Below are 14942 nucleotides of genomic sequence, written 5' to 3' on the forward strand. Positions count from 1 at the left end.
TGTACGTGTTCATCGACGACCATGTGGCGCCTTGTCGCCGGATCGGGCGACCCCCGAAACTCACGGACGCCGAACTGCTGTGCCTGGCCGTCGCCCAGGTCCTGCTCGGCTTCCCCTCGGCCCGGCACTGGATCCGCTTCGCGCATGCCCGGCTGGGACACCTGTTCCGCTACCTGCCCCAGCAGTCCGCCTACAACAAGCGCCTCAACGCCGCAGGTCCGCTGATCAGCCAGGTGATCGAGGCACTGGCCCGGCAGGTGCCGACCTGGAACGACGACCTGCGGCTGATCGACTCCACCCCGCTGCCCTGCGCGGCCTCCCGCGAGACCGTCAAACGCTCCGAACTGGCCGGGCACTGCGGATACGGCTACTGCCGCAGCCACTCCCGCTTCTTCTGGGGCTTCCGGCTCTACCTGGTCACCACCGCCGAGGGCATGCCCGTCACCTGGTGTCTGGCCAACCCGAAGATCGGCGAGCGGGAGGTGATGGCCGCCCTGCTCGAACACGACCACCACCTCGTCCGCCAAGGGCAGGTGATCCTCGCCGACAAGGGCTTTGCCGGGAAGGAGTTCGAGACCTTCGTCAGCGAGCGCCTCGGCGCCCACCTCGTGCGGCCGGACCGCAAGGACGAACCGGTCCGGCACGGGAAGATCGCCCGGGTCCGACAGTGGATCGAGGCCGTCATCGACACCCTCAAAGGCCAGCTCAGCCTCGAACACCACGGCGGCAGAACCCCGGCCGGTGTCTTCGCCCGCACCGGACAACGACTCCTCGCCCTGGCCGCCGGCATCTGGCACAACTGGACCACCGGCGCCGCAGTCAAACGCTCACTGATCGCCTACGACCACTGAAAACATCGGACTCATTCATCTAGGCGCGGCAGGGGCGCCGTTCCGCTGTGCCCACCCGTTCCGCCCCAGCGGAACGAATGCCCACAGCGAAACGGCGGGACGGCGAGCGGCGGCCCCGGGCGGGAGGGGCACAGGGCAACGGCGGGGTCCGCCCACAGCGGTGCGGCGGGCGCGGTCTGCGAGTGGAGGCCGTCGCGGTGCGGCGGGCACGGTTCTGCGCGTGGAGGCCGTCGCGGTGCGGCGGGTGCGGTTCTGCGCGTGGAGGCCGTGGCGGTGCGGCGGGTGCGGTCCTGCGCGTGGAGGCCGTGGCGGTGCGGCGGGTGCGGTCCTGCGCGTGGAGGCCGTCGCGGGACGACGGGCGCGGTTCTGCGCGTGGAGGCCGTCGCGGGACGGCTGGCGTGGTCCTGCGAGTGGAGGCCGTGGCGGTGCGGCCGGGTGCCGGACCCGCAGGGCACAGGCAGGGCGACGGCGGCACCGCCGTAGCGGTGCCAAGGGCCCGGGCCCCAGCGCGACGGCGGGGCCGTCGCCGCAGCGGGGCGGCCGGTGGCGCCGCTGCCGGTGCGGCGCGGAGGACCGGGCGGTCGGTGGGGCTTCGGGTCAGCCCCTGACGCCGCACAGGTGCAACAGGCCGGCGATCCGCCGGTACGGGTCCGTACGGCTCGCCCGGTCCTCGGCGGTGAGGAGGCGTTCCAGTTCGTCGGCGGCCGGCAGGCCGACGTCGCCGCGGACCCCGTCGGTGAAGACGTGCACGCCGTACCAGGCGTGCAGCGGCGCCGCGATGCCCGCGAGCGTCGAGGTGAGGGCGTCGAGGCGGTCGGCCCGTACCTTCGCGCCGCTCCCGTCCGTGAAGACGTCCGACTCGAACGCGGCGAGCGCGCCCGCCCAGTCCCCGGCGAGGCCCGGCCGCATGGCCAGCGCCTCCGCGTTCCGTACCACCAGGGACAGCAGGCCGCCGGGGGCCAGCATCCGGGCCAGGCCCGCGAGGAGGGCGTCCGGCTCGTCGGCGTGCAGGAGCACGCCGTGGCACAGGACGACGTCGAAGCTGCCGGGCAGGAAGTGCACCCCGGTCTCGCGGCCGTTGCCCTCGATCAGCCGGACCCGCTCGCGGATGCCGGCCGGCTCGGTCGCCAGCGACTCGCGGGCGGCCTTGAGCAGATCGGGATCGGCCTCCAGACCGGTCACGGTGTGACCGGCACGGGCCAGGCGCAGGGCCTGGGTGCCCTGCCCCATGCCCGCGTCGAGGATGCGCAGCCGCTGCCCCACCGGGTAGCGGGCGGCTATCTGCTCGTCGAGCTGGCGCGCGATCAGCTCCTGGCGGACGGTGTCGCGCAGCCCGCCGGGCACGGTGGACCAGTGGCCGAGGACGGGCAGCACCTCGCCCGCGAGCACCCCGCCCGCGGCCGGTTCCTCCGCGCTCAGGGCCGCTCTCCGCGCTTGACCTGCGGCTTCGGAAGCCGCAGCCGGCGCATCTGGAGCGTGCGCATCAGGCCGTACGCGATCGCGCCGCGCTTCGACTCGTTCGGGAAGCGCTCGGCCAGCTGCTTGCGCAGTCGCAGCCAGATGCCGATCGAGTCGATGACGATCATGACGATGACGCCGGCCCACAGCAGCAGCGAGATGTTCTGCAGCTGACGGTTGGTGTTGCCGAACAGCGACAGGACGAGGATCACCACGGCCATCGGCAGGAAGAACTCGGCGACGGCGAAGCGCGAGTCGACGAAGTCGCGGACGAAGCGCCGCACCGGGCCCTTGTCGCGGGCGGGCAGGAAGCGCTCGTCACCGCTGTTCAGCGCCTCGCGCTGACGGGCCAGGTCCGCACGGCGAGCCTCGCGCTGACGCTTGGCGGCCTCCTTGCGGTCCATCGGCACTGACTGCGCCCGGCGGCGCTGGGTCTGGGCCTCACTCCGCTTCGGGGTCGGGCGGCCCTTGGGGGCCTGAGGGTCGCGGGGCTGCTTGGAGAGGTCCTCCGTCACCTTGTCGGTGGGGGCCTTCTCTTCCTTCGAACGGCTACGGAACACAAGGCCAAGGGTACGTGCTGCCAGGCATGGACCCCAGCGCGGCCGGGAACGATCCGCTAACGCCCTGCGTCTCCGCCTGCGGGGAAGGGGCAGCCCAGGGGTCTCCCTACTCCCTGGGCCGGAGGTGCGGTGATCCCCAGTCGTCCTTGGGGAGGAGCACATCGGGCCCCGAACAGTGCGGTAATGGAGTGAGGAACCGTACTGTGGTTCTTGTTGGAGTGCTTGAGCCGAGTCCGTCAGAAGGGGGCGCGCGAAGCCCATGAGCGGTGTGATGAAGCGTATGGGGATGATCTTCCGCGCGAAGGCAAACAAGGCCCTCGACCGGGCCGAGGATCCGCGCGAGACCCTCGATTACTCCTACCAGAAGCAGCTGGAGCTGCTGCAGAAGGTGCGCCGCGGCGTCGCCGACGTGGCGACCTCCCGCAAGCGCCTGGAGCTGCAGCTGAACCAGCTCCAGGGCCAGTCCGCCAAGCTGGAGGACCAGGGCCGCAAGGCGCTGGCGCTCGGCCGCGAGGACCTGGCGCGCGAGGCGCTGTCCCGCAGGGCCGCGCTGCAGCAGCAGGTCAGCGACCTGGAGGTGCAGCACCAGACCCTGCAGGGCGAGGAGGAGAAGCTGACCCTCGCGGCGCAGCGGCTGCAGGCCAAGGTGGACGCCTTCCGTACGAAGAAGGAGACGATCAAGGCGACGTACACGGCCGCCCAGGCGCAGACCCGGATCGCCGAGTCGTTCTCCGGCATCTCGGAGGAGATGAGCGACGTCGGCCTCGCGATCCAGCGGGCCGAGGACAAGACCGCCCAGCTCCAGGCCCGGGCCGGCGCGATCGACGAGCTGCTCGCCTCGGGCGCCCTCGACGACCAGTCCGGTCTGGCCAAGGACGACATCCAGGCGGAGCTCGACCGCCTCTCCGGCGGTACGGACGTGGAGCTCGAGCTGCAGCGGATGAAGGCCGAGCTGGCCGGCGGTCCGTCGGCGCAGCAGCAGGCCATCGAGGGCGGCAACGGCACCGCGCAGAACCAGGGCCAGAACCAGCAGCAGTCCCAGCCCCGCTTCGAGAAGTAGCGGGCGGGACCGGAGCGGTCCACGGAACCGCGGTCCACGGAAACGGCAGTCCACGGAAGAGGACGCGTCATGATCGTACGGATCATGGGGGAGGGCCAGTGGAAGCTGGCCGACAGCACGTTCGTCGAGCTCAACGCGCTCGACGACGAACTCCTCGAGGAGCTGGAGGGCGGTGACGAGGCGGGTTTCCGGCGCACGCTCCACGCGCTGCTCGACAAGGTCCGGGAGCGCGGCGAGCCACTGCCGGACGACGCCCTGGAGCCCTCCGAGCTGATCCTGCCCGCCTTCGACGCGAGCCTCGACGAGGTCCGCGCGATGCTCTCCGACGACGGTCTCATCCCCGGCTGAGCCGGCCGAACGGCACCCGCCGACGCGCCGGGCACGCGCCGAGCACTCCCCTCCCGTGCCCCGTCCCCCAGGGACGGGGCACGGGTACGTCCCGGCGGCACGGGTACGTCCCGGCGGCACGGGTACGTCCCGGCGGCACGGGTACGTCCCGGCGGCACGGGTACGTCCCGGCGGCACGGGTACGTCCCGGCGGCACGGGTACGTCCCGGCGGCAACGCGTACGTCCCGGCCCCGTCACCCCGTACCGTCTTCTGCTGTGACGACCAACGGCACCCCGCTCGCGGCCCCGCTCGCGCGGACCCGGCACCGGCTGCGGGCGCATCCTCTGGCCTTCGACGCGGGCCTGGCCCTCGTCGTGCTCGTGTGCATGGTCACGGGTTCCTTCACCGACCCGCACGGCAGCCCGGACGGGCCCACCTTCGGGGACCGGGCGCCCACCGCCTTCGGCCTGGTGCTCATGCTGCTCGGGGCCGCCGCGCTGGTGTTCCGGCGGCGGAGGCCGATCACGGTGCTCGCCGCCACCGCCGGCTTCTCCCTGATCGGGCTGATCGGTGACGAACGCCCGGCGCCCGTGACCATGAGCGCCGTCGTGGCGCTCTTCACCGTCGCCTCCCGCACCGACCGGCCCACCACCTGGCGGCTCGGCCTGGCCACCATGACCGCGCTCACCTTCGCCGCCATGGTCTTCGGACCGACGCCCTGGTACGCGCAGGAGAACCTGGGCGTCTTCGCCTGGACCGGGATGGCCGCGGCGGCCGGGGACGCGGTGCGCAGCCGCCGGGCCTTCGTGGACGCCATACGGGAGCGGGCCGAACGCGCCGAGCGCAGCCGCGAGGAGGAGGCCCGGCGGCGGGTCGCCGAGGAGCGGCTGCGGATCGCCCGGGACCTCCACGACGTGGTGGCCCATCACATCGCGCTGGTGAACGTGCAGGCCGGCGTCGCCGCGCACGTCATGGACAAGCGCCCCGACCAGGCCAAGGAGGCCCTGGCGCATGTGCGCACCGCCTCCCGTTCGGCGCTCGACGAACTGCGCGCCACGGTGGGCCTGCTGCGCCAGTCGGGAGACCCGGAGGCCCCGACGGAGCCGGTGTCGGGCCTCGCCGTCCTCGACGACCTGCTGACCACCTTCCGCAACGCCGGGCTGCCGGTCGAGCTGGCCCGCACCGACGGCGGCGCCGCCCTGCCGGCGGCCGTCGACCTCGCCGCGTACCGGATCATCCAGGAGGCGCTCACCAACGTGCGCAAGCACGCGGGTCCCGAGGCCAGGGCCGAGGTGAGCGTGGTCAGGGTCGGCCGCACCGTCGAGGTCACCGTCCTCGACGACGGCCCGCTGCTCGCCGAGCCCGTGCCCGGCGGCGGACACGGCCTCCTCGGGATGCGCGAGCGGGTGACCGCCCTGGGCGGCACGCTGACCGCCGCACCCCGCTACGGAGGCGGCTTCCGCGTGCAGGCGATACTGCCCGTGACCGGCCGCAGCACGGGGGAGGACGCCACATGACGACCGACGGGGCCACGGACGCGATCACGGACGCGGGCACGGACGCGGGCACGGACGCGGCGGGCGCCGGCCCGGACCGGCCCATCCGGGTGCTGCTCGCCGACGACCAGGCCCTGCTGCGCAGCGCCTTCAAGGTCCTGGTGAACTCGGAGTCCGACATGGAGGTGGTGGCCGAGGCCGCCGACGGCGCCGAGGCCGTGGAGCTGGCCCGGGCCACCCGGCCGGACGTGGTCCTGATGGACATCCGGATGCCGGGCACCGACGGCCTCGCCGCCACCCGCCTGATCACCGCCGACCCCGGGCTGTCCGGCGTACGGATCGTCATGCTGACCACCTTCGAGGTCGACGAGTACGTGGTGCAGTCGCTGCGCGCCGGGGCCTCCGGCTTCCTGGGCAAGGGCGCGGAACCGGAGGAGCTGCTCGGCGCGATCCGGATCGCGCACGCGGGCGAGGCGCTGCTCTCCCCGGTCGCGACGAAGGGCCTGATCGCCACGTTCCTCGCACAGGGCGGCGGCGCCGACCCGGGCAGGGAGGCACCGGCGTACTCCGAGCGCCTGGCGGCGCTCACCGCCCGCGAGCGGGAGGTGCTCGTCCTGGTGGCGGGCGGTCACTCCAACGACGAGATCGCCGGGCGGCTCGACGTCAGTCCGCTCACCGTGAAGACCCACGTCAACCGGACCATGGCCAAGCTGGGAGCCCGCGACCGCGCCCAGCTCGTCGTCACCGCCTACGAGTCGGGGCTCGTACGTCCGAGGGCGGAGTGACCGCCGGGGCGGGCGTACTCCAGACGCGGTATGCGCGGTATAAGGAATTGGACCCAGGGGGCGAGGAACGGGCCCTTCGCGTGGCTGATCGTATAAGCGGACACCCCCGAAAGGACCCCGGGGCGTCCGGCCGCCGAGTACGCCAGCACGCCACAAGAAGAGAGCATCCATGTCCTGGCTGTCGAGATTCAGCCTCGCGCAACGGGCCCTGATCGGCCTGATGTCCCTCGTCGCGCTCCTCTTCGGAGCGATCGCGATCCCGCAGTTGAAGCAGCAGCTGTTCCCCTCGATCGAACTGCCGATGGTCTCGATCATCGCCCCGTACCAGGGCGCCTCGCCCGACGTGGTCGAGAAGCAGGTCGTCCAGCCGCTGGAGAACAACCTCAAGGCCGTCGACGGCATCAAGGGCATCACCTCCACCGCCTCCGAGGGCAGCGCCGTCATCATGGCGAGCTTCGACTACGGGGACGAGGGGACCAAGCAGCTCGTCGCCGACGTCCAGCAGGCCGTCAACCGGGCCCGGGCCGTGCTGCCCGAGTCGGTCGACCCGCAGGTGGTGGCCGGCTCGACCGACGACATCCCGACCGTCGTCCTCGCCGTCACCTCCGACAAGGACCAGCAGGCGCTGGCCGACCAGCTGGAGCGGACCGTCGTCCCGGCCCTGGAGGACATCGACGGCGTCGCCCAGGTCACCGTCGACGGCGTCCAGGACCTCCAGGTCTCCGTCACGCCCGACCAGCGCAAGCTCGCCGCGGCCGGACTGACCACCGCCCGTCTCGCCGAGGCGATCAGGAACGGCGGCGGCACCATGCCCGCCGGTTCCTTCTCCGAGGCCGGCAAGAGCCGCACCGTCCAGGTCGGCGGCGGCTACACCTCGCTCCGCCAGATCCAGGACCTGCGGATCAGGCCCGAGCAGGGCAGGGCCGTCCGCCTCGGCGACGTCGCGACCGTGCGCCAGGAGGAGTCGAGCCGGGTCTCCCTGACCCGCACCAACGGCCGGCCCAGCCTCGCCGTCATGGCCACCATGGACAAGGACGGCAGCGCCGTCGCCATCTCCGACGCCGTCAGGGACGAGCTGCCCAGGCTGCGCAAGGACCTCGGCGCGGGCGCCGAGCTGACCGTCGTCTCCGACCAGGGACCGGCCGTCGCCAAGTCGATCTCCGGCCTCACCACGGAGGGCGCGCTCGGCCTCGTGATGGCCGTCCTCGTCATCCTGGTCTTCCTGGCCTCGCTGCGCTCCACCCTGGTCACCGCGGTCTCCATCCCGCTGTCGGTGGTCCTGGCGCTGATCGTGCTGTGGACCCGTGACCTGTCGCTCAACGTGCTGACCCTGGGGGCGCTCACGATCGCCATCGGACGGGTCGTCGACGACTCGATCGTGGTCCTGGAGAACATCAAGCGGCACCTCGGCTACGGCGAGGAGCGCCAGTCCGCGATCCTCACCGCGGTGCGCGAGGTGGCCGGCGCGGTGACCTCGTCGACGCTCACCACGGTCGCCGTCTTCCTGCCGATCGGCCTGGTCGGCGGCATGATCGGCGAGCTGTTCGGCTCGTTCAGCCTGACCGTCACCGCGGCGCTGCTCGCCTCGCTGCTGGTCTCGCTGACCGTCGTCCCGGTCCTCTCGTACTGGTTCCTGCGCGCCCCCAAGGGCACCTCCGAGGACCCGGAGGAGGCCCGCAGGCAGGCCGAGGAGAAGGAGAACCGGAGCCGGCTGCAACGTGCGTACGTGCCGGTGCTGCGCTTCGCCACCCGGCGTCGCCTCACCAGCGTGGCGATCGCCCTCGTGGTCCTGGTCGTCACCTTCGGCATGGCCCCGCTGATGAAGACCAACTTCTTCGACCAGGGCGAGCAGCAGGTCCTCAGCATCAAGCAGAAGCTGGCGCCCGGCACCAGCCTCGCCGCCTCCGACGAGGCCGCGAAGAAGGTCGAGAAGGTCCTCGCCGGCACCGAGGGCGTCAAGGACTACCAGGTCACCGTCGGCTCCTCCGGCTTCATGGCGGCCTTCGGCGGCGGCACCGGATCCAACCAGGCCTCCTACCAGGTCACCCTGGAGGACTCGGCCTCGTACGAGCAGACCCGGGACGCGATCGACGCGGCGCTCGCGAAGCTCGACGGGATCGGCGACACGACCATCGCGGCCGGTGACGGCTTCGGCAACCAGGACCTGAGCGTGGTCGTCAAGGCCGGCGACCCGGCGGTCCTGAAGAAGGCGTCCGAGCAGGTCAAGATCGCGGTGGGGGAGCTGAAGGACGTCACCGACGTGCAGAGCGACCTGTCGCAGTCGGTGCCCCGGATCTCGGTGAAGGCCAACGCGAAGGCGGCCGACGCCGGCTTCGACGACACCACCCTCGGGATGGTCGTCTCCCAGGCCGTGCGCGGCATCCCCGCCGCGAAGGCGACCCTCGACGACACCGAGCGGGACGTCCTGATCACCTCCGCGAAGCCGGCGACCACCCTGGCCGAGCTCACGGCGCTGCCGCTCGGCCCGGTGAGGCTGGGTGACATCGCGGACGTCCGGCTGGTGCCGGGTCCGGTCTCCATGACCCGGATCGACGGCGCCCGCGCGGCGACGATCACGGCCAAGCCAACCACGGACAACACCGGCGCGGTGAGCGCCGCGCTGCAGACGAAGCTGAACGGTCTCGACCTCCCGGAGGGCGCGACCGCCTCCATCGGCGGGGTCTCCGAGGACCAGTCCGAGGCCATGGTGAGCATGATGCTCGCGATGCTCGCGGCGGTGGCGATCGTCTTCATGCTGCTGGTCGCGACCTTCCGGTCGCTGGTGCAGCCGCTGATCCTGCTGGTCTCCATCCCGTTCGCGGCCACCGGCGCCATCGGCCTGCTCGTCGCCACGGGCACGCCCATGGGCGTGCCGGCGATGATCGGCATGCTGATGCTGATCGGCATCGTGGTGACCAACGCGATCGTCCTGATCGACCTGATCAACCAGTACCGGGCGCAGGGCCTGGGCGTGGTCGAGGCGGTGATCGAGGGCGGTCGGCACCGGCTGCGCCCGATCCTGATGACTGCCCTGGCGACGATCTTCGCGCTGCTGCCGATGGCGCTCGGCGTCACCGGCGAGGGCGGCTTCATCGCCCAGCCGCTGGCCGTGGTGGTGATCGGCGGTCTGGTCACCTCGACGCTGCTGACCCTGCTGCTCGTCCCGACGCTCTACGCGGTGGTGGAGCTCCGCAAGGAGCGCCGCGCGGCGAAGAAGGCGGCGAAGCGGGCGGCGAAGGCCGGCGGCGCGCCGGTCCCGCCGCAGGCCAAGGAGCCGGCCGGGGTCTGACCGGTCCCGTACGGAAGGCAGACCGGTCGTCCGTACGGCATGCGAAGGGGCGCCCCGCGATCGCGCGGGGCGCCCCTTCCGCCGTGAGCGGCCGGACGGCCGCCCCGAGGGGCGGCCGGACCGGGGAATCGTTACGGCAGAGCCAGCATCCGCTCCAGGGCGAGCTTGGCGAAGGACTCGGTCTCCTTGTCGACCTGGATCCGGTTGACCAGGTTGCCCTCGGCGAGGGACTCCAGGGTCCACACCAGGTGCGGCAGGTCGATGCGGTTCATGGTCGAGCAGAAGCAGACCGTCTTGTCGAGGAAGACGATCTCCTTGCCCTCGCCGGCGAACCGGTTCGCGAGACGGCGGACCAGGTTCAGCTCGGTGCCGATCGCCCACTTCGAGCCGGCCGGGGCCGCCTCCAGCGCCTTGATGATGTACTCCGTGGAGCCCACGTAGTCGGCGGCGGCCACGACCTCGTGCTTGCACTCGGGGTGGACGAGCACGTTGACGCCCGGGATGCGCTCGCGCACCTCGTTGACCGAGTCCAGGGAGAACCGGCCGTGCACCGAGCAGTGCCCGCGCCACAGGATCATCTTCGCGCCGCGCAGCTCCTCGGCGGTCAGGCCGCCGTTCGGCTTGTGCGGGTTGTAGACCACGCAGTCGTCCAGCGACATGCCCATGTCGCGGACGGCCGTGTTGCGGCCCAGGTGCTGGTCCGGCAGGAAGAGCACCTTCTCGCCCTGCTCGAAGGCCCAGTCCAGGGCGCGCTTGGCGTTCGAGGAGGTGCAGATGGTGCCGCCGTGCTTGCCGGTGAAGGCCTTGATGTCGGCGGAGGAGTTCATGTACGAGACGGGCACGGTGACGTCCGCGATCCCGGCCTCGGTGAGCACGTCCCAGCACTCCGCGACCTGTTCGGCGGTGGCCATGTCGGCCATCGAGCAGCCGGCGGCGAGGTCGGGCAGCACGACCTTCTGGTCGTCACCGGTGAGGATGTCCGCCGACTCGGCCATGAAGTGCACGCCGCAGAAGACGATGTACTCGGCCTCCGGCTTGGCGGCGGCGTCACGGGCGAGCTTGAAGGAGTCGCCGGTGACGTCGGCGAACTGGATGACCTCGTCGCGCTGGTAGTGGTGCCCGAGGACGAAGACCTTGTCCCCGAGCTTCTCCTTGGCGACGCGGGCGCGTTCCACCAGGTCGGGGTCGGACGGCGACGGCAGGTCGCCGGGGCACTCCACGCCACGCTCGCTCTTGGGGTCGGCCTCGCGGCCGAGCAGGAGAAGGGCGAGCGGCGTCGGCTGGACGTCCAGGGGCTGGGCGGTGGTCACGTCACGCACCCTTTCTACAGTGAGCCTCGTAAAGCCTTTTCGTCTAAATGACGCTATCTATCATAACCGGTTCACGTCACTTTGACGATGTCCATAGTGTCGATGTGACGAATTCGCCTTGTGCGTCTCCGTGACTCCCGCGACTTCGCCTTCCCCGTCCGTGGGCGCGGTGTGCGAGCATGAAGGGGAAAGACACGCCTCGGCCCGGAATGAATCCGCGGCCCCGCCGGTTGCAACCGTCGGCAAGCAGTCTCCGTACCAACCCGGGAGAGAAGCAGATGTCCGTATCGGACGAGAAGACCACTGTCAGCGACGGCATCCTCCTGTCCGACGCCGCCGCGGCCAAGGTCAAGGCCCTGCTCGACCAGGAAGGCCGTGACGACCTGGCGCTGCGCGTCGCCGTTCAGCCCGGTGGCTGCTCCGGCCTGCGTTACCAGCTGTTCTTCGACGAGCGTTCGCTCGACGGCGACGTCGTCAAGGACTTCGGCGGCGTCAAGGTCGTCACCGACCGCATGAGCGCTCCGTACCTGGGCGGCGCCTCGATCGACTTCGTCGACACCATCGAGAAGCAGGGCTTCACGATCGACAACCCGAACGCCACGGGCTCCTGCGCCTGCGGCGACAGCTTCAGCTAAGTCCCAGACGGGCGTCAGGCCCGCCTGAGTCGTACGCGCACGTGTGAGGGCGGCACCCGGAAGTCCGGGTGCCGCCCTCACACGCGTTCCCTCACGGACGTTCCACAGCGGCGTCCGAGGCGTCGTGGCGTCACGGCCGGGGCACCGGCCGGCTGCTAGCCCCGTCCACGACCGGCCGGTCGCCCAGCGGCGCCTGGAGCGTCACCGTCTTCGTGATCTCCAGGGCGACCATGATGCAGGCCCGGCCCGGCTCCCGCGGCGTCTCCTTGATCCGCACGACGACCTTCCCGGCGCTCTCCTCCGCGGTCACCGCGTAGTCGCTGCACGCGCCGCCCCAGAAGGTCACCGACAGCTTCCGGCCACTCGCGTCCGTGGTGAAGGAGGTGACCTGCCGCTCCGGAGCCGTCCCCTGGTCGGGTGCCGGCGTGGGGGTGGGCGAGGGCTTGGCCGGCGGGGCCGGATCGGGCGCGTCGACCGCCGTCCGCACCACCGTGAACGGCTTGGCGCCCGGCTTCTCCTGCGCCGTGAACAGCCACGCCGGCACGAGCACCTGCTCGCCGTCCACGTACTGCGCGGCCAGACCGAAGACCGCGCCCGTCACCGCCACCTCGTGCGGCGTCGCGGAACGGTCCCGCGGCGGGCAGGGCGCCTGCGCCGTCCCGCCCTCGCCGCCGTCCCTGGCCGGCGGCACGCCGCCGGGCCGGTCGGCCGTGCCCGCCGGCGGGTCGGTCGCGCAGCCGCCGATGCCGACCGGGCCGGTTCCCTTCCCGGCCTCGTTCAGCTCGGCGAGCGCCTTCTCCGCGCTCACCACCGGATAGGTGTCGCCCTTCACGGGAGCCTTCAGGCGCCCGCTCCCGGCCGTCACGGAACCGTCCGGGCCGATGTGGAGGCCGGTGGACCAGCCGTACGTGGGCAGCCCGCCCACCACCGGGTTCGCGTTGACCACCCGCTCCGAGCCGTTCATCACCTGGCTCGCGTCCAGCTTGGCGTCGTCCTGGCCGATCGCCTTGAGCGCCGGCGCGGCCGCCGCCTTCGCCGCGGCCTCGCTCACCGGCGAGCCGCCGCTCGGCGGCTTCGCCTCGCCGGGCGGCGGACAGGCCTTGCCCTTGAGGCAGGAGTCGCCGATCGGGCCGCCGTCGTAGCGGCTGAGCGTCCAGCTGCCCGGCGCCTTCGCCGACACGTCGAGGCGCAGCCCCGAGGCGTCCTTCTCCGGGGCCAGCCGCCACACCTCGCCGACCAGCTGCGGGGTGCCCGGGATGCCCAGGGCCTTGGCGAGCCGGGTCACCTCCGCCGAGGTGACCCGGCCCTCGGGCCGGTGGACCGCGGCCGAGGAGGGCCCCTGGGGGAGGGGGCCCTTCGCCTTGTAGACGGTCCCGTCGGGACCGCCGTTCGGGTCGGGCTCGCCCGGCGCGATCCCGGGACCGCCGTCCGTCGTGCCGCCGAGGTTCAGCGGCGGGGGAGTGGCCGCCGCGTCCCCGGCGGCCTGCGTGGCCCCGCCGTCGCCCTGCGCGACGGTGGCGTAGTACACGCCTCCGCCGCCGACGAGGAGCACTCCCGCCGCCACCGAGGCGATCAGAAGCGGACCCCGCTTCCCGGGCCGGTTCTCCGTACTGCTGCTCACCGCGCGCTCCTCCAGACCTGGCATCCCTGCGGAAGACACCCATGGGACGAGGGCGGCGCGGTTCCGGTTCCCCGGTTGCTCCGGACCGGTGGCGGAGCGATCCGGGGCGGGTGTCTCAGGCTCCGTACTCGGAGGTGGCGGCGATCAGTCTGGCCGACGCCGCCGGCACCTCGACTCCGTGGATCAGGGCGGGGGACACCGGGTCGGCAGCGGGAGCCGCCGGAGTCACCCAGTGCGGGGCCATCCGAGCGCCGGCCCCGCACAGCTCGGCGAGGCTGAAATCGGACTCCTGGGGCTCACGAGGAGCGGGGTACTGGGTCATGGCCGCACCGTACGCACGCTCCGGCTTCGGAGAAAAGCCCTACTCTGGGGTAGTTTCCGCTGTTCGGCTTCCGTCCCCGCAGCCGGTAGCGTGAACTGTCATTGCCGTCCCTCCACCAGGAGCGCCCAGCCGTGCGTATCGCAGTCACCGGCTCCATCGCCACCGACCACCTCATGACCTTCCCCGGTCGGTTCGCCGACCAGCTCGTGGCGGACCAGCTCCACACGGTCTCGCTGTCGTTCCTCGTCGACAACCTCGACGTCCGCCGGGGCGGCGTCGCCGCGAACATCTCCTTCGGCATGGGGCAGCTCGGCGGCAGGCCGATCCTGGTGGGAGCGGCGGGCTTCGACTTCGACGAGTACCGCGCCTGGCTCGACCGGAACGGCGTCGACACCGCGTCCGTCCGCATCTCCGAGGTGCTGCACACCGCGCGCTTCGTGTGCACCACGGACAAGGACCACAACCAGATCGGCTCCTTCTACACCGGCGCCATGAGCGAGGCCCGGCTGATCGAGCTCAAGGCCGTCGCCGACCGCGTGGGCGGACTCGACCTGGTCCTCATCGGCGCCGACGACCCGGAGGCGATGCTGCGCCACACCGAGGAGTGCCGCACGCGCGGTATCCCCTTCGCCGCCGACTTCTCGCAGCAGATCGCCCGCATGGGCGGCGACGAGATCCGCACCCTCATGGACGGCGCGGCCTACCTCTTCTCCAACGAGTACGAGAAGGGGCTCATCGAGTCCAAGACCGGCTGGACCGAGGAGGAGATCCTCGGCCGGGTCGGCCACCGGGTCACCACCCTCGGCTCGCGCGGCGTCCGCATCGAGCGGGCCGGCGAGGACCCGATCGAGGTCGGCTGCCCGGAGGAGGACGCCAAGGTCGACCCGACCGGCGTCGGCGACGCCTTCCGGGCCGGCTTCCTGACCGGCCTCGGCTGGGGCGTCAGCCTGGAGCGCGCCGCCCAGGTCGGCTGCATGCTCGCCACCCTGGTGATCGAGACGCTCGGCACCCAGGAGTACACCCTGCGCCGCGCCAACTTCATGGAGCGCTTCACCAAGGCGTACGGCGACGAGGCCGCCGCCGAGGTCCAGGCCCACCTGGCCTGACGCCGGCCCCGCCCCCCGACGGGACGCCGCGCCGTCCCCGGGCTCCGCGTGGGGCCCGGGCGCACACCGTGCGGGCAGTCCCGCCGGGGCGGGCGGGCACCCACGGGGCCGCGCCTCCGG

The 14942-nt window shown here is 72.1% G+C and carries 13 protein-coding genes; 8 read left to right on the top strand and 5 right to left on the bottom strand.

The window, feature by feature from the left end:
• On the top strand, positions 1-851 hold an 851-nt coding region (locus tag ESG85_RS18405), incomplete at its 5' end, for an IS982 family transposase (RefSeq protein WP_128978292.1).
• A 597-nt stretch (positions 852-1448) separates the two neighbouring features.
• Here the strand turns inward: ESG85_RS18405 and ESG85_RS18410 are convergent.
• The gene (locus ESG85_RS18410; RefSeq protein WP_309550241.1) at positions 1449-2183 is read right to left on the bottom strand and encodes a class I SAM-dependent methyltransferase; all 735 of its coding nucleotides are present in this window, start codon (positions 2181-2183) and stop codon (positions 1449-1451) included.
• Positions 2184-2266: 83 nt separating this feature from the next.
• Complete coding sequence (locus tag ESG85_RS18415; protein ID WP_128980598.1) at positions 2267-2869, bottom strand: DUF3043 domain-containing protein; 603 nt, start codon at positions 2867-2869, stop codon at positions 2267-2269.
• Positions 2870-3128: 259 nt separating this feature from the next.
• Between ESG85_RS18415 and ESG85_RS18420 the strand changes: the two genes are divergently transcribed.
• From ESG85_RS18420 to ESG85_RS18440, 5 genes are all read left to right on the top strand, one after another.
• On the top strand, positions 3129-3929 hold the full coding sequence (locus ESG85_RS18420; protein WP_128980600.1) for a PspA/IM30 family protein: 801 nt from the start codon (positions 3129-3131) through the stop codon (positions 3927-3929).
• Between the two features lie 69 nt (positions 3930-3998).
• Positions 3999-4277, top strand: coding sequence for a PspA-associated protein PspAA (gene pspAA / locus ESG85_RS18425; protein WP_128980602.1), 279 nt, complete (start codon positions 3999-4001; stop codon positions 4275-4277).
• A 256-nt stretch (positions 4278-4533) separates the two neighbouring features.
• Complete coding sequence (locus ESG85_RS18430; RefSeq protein ID WP_128980604.1) at positions 4534-5775, top strand: sensor histidine kinase; 1242 nt, start codon at positions 4534-4536, stop codon at positions 5773-5775.
• Positions 5772-6539 (top strand): response regulator, encoded by a 768-nt coding sequence (locus tag ESG85_RS18435; protein WP_128980606.1) that lies wholly within the window; start codon positions 5772-5774, stop codon positions 6537-6539. The genes ESG85_RS18430 and ESG85_RS18435 overlap by 4 nt, the downstream gene beginning before the upstream one ends.
• 169 nt (positions 6540-6708) lie before the next feature.
• The gene (locus ESG85_RS18440) at positions 6709-9828 is read left to right on the top strand and encodes an efflux RND transporter permease subunit (protein ID WP_128980608.1); all 3120 of its coding nucleotides are present in this window, start codon (positions 6709-6711) and stop codon (positions 9826-9828) included.
• Between the two features lie 131 nt (positions 9829-9959).
• On the opposite strand, the gene nadA is transcribed toward ESG85_RS18440, so the two are convergent.
• Positions 9960-11147: a quinolinate synthase NadA gene (gene nadA, locus ESG85_RS18445; protein ID WP_128980610.1), complete on the bottom strand. Its 1188-nt coding sequence runs from the start codon at positions 11145-11147 to the stop codon at positions 9960-9962.
• Between the two features lie 269 nt (positions 11148-11416).
• On the opposite strand from nadA, the gene ESG85_RS18450 reads away from it, so the two are divergent.
• Entirely contained in the window at positions 11417-11773 is a 357-nt protein-coding gene (locus ESG85_RS18450; protein ID WP_019885637.1) for an iron-sulfur cluster assembly accessory protein, read from the top strand.
• Positions 11774-11903: 130 nt separating this feature from the next.
• Here the strand turns inward: ESG85_RS18450 and ESG85_RS18455 are convergent, their stop codons facing one another.
• Both ESG85_RS18455 and ESG85_RS18460 read right to left on the bottom strand, forming a co-directional pair.
• Entirely contained in the window at positions 11904-13394 is a 1491-nt protein-coding gene (locus ESG85_RS18455; protein WP_246095141.1) for a hypothetical protein, read from the bottom strand.
• 115 nt (positions 13395-13509) lie between these two features.
• Positions 13510-13716 carry a hypothetical protein gene (locus ESG85_RS18460; protein WP_128980614.1) on the bottom strand — a complete coding sequence of 69 codons (207 nt, stop codon included), beginning with the start codon at positions 13714-13716 and terminating at the stop codon, positions 13510-13512.
• Between the two features lie 131 nt (positions 13717-13847).
• Between ESG85_RS18460 and ESG85_RS18465 the strand changes: the two genes are divergently transcribed.
• Positions 13848-14822: a carbohydrate kinase family protein gene (locus tag ESG85_RS18465; protein ID WP_128980616.1), complete on the top strand. Its 975-nt coding sequence runs from the start codon at positions 13848-13850 to the stop codon at positions 14820-14822.
• Positions 14823-14942 lie beyond the last annotated feature (120 nt).

Origin of the sequence: Streptomyces roseicoloratus, assembly GCF_004117935.1 — a bacterium.
In the GTDB taxonomy this organism is placed as follows: Bacteria; Actinomycetota; Actinomycetes; order Streptomycetales; family Streptomycetaceae; genus Streptomyces; species Streptomyces roseicoloratus.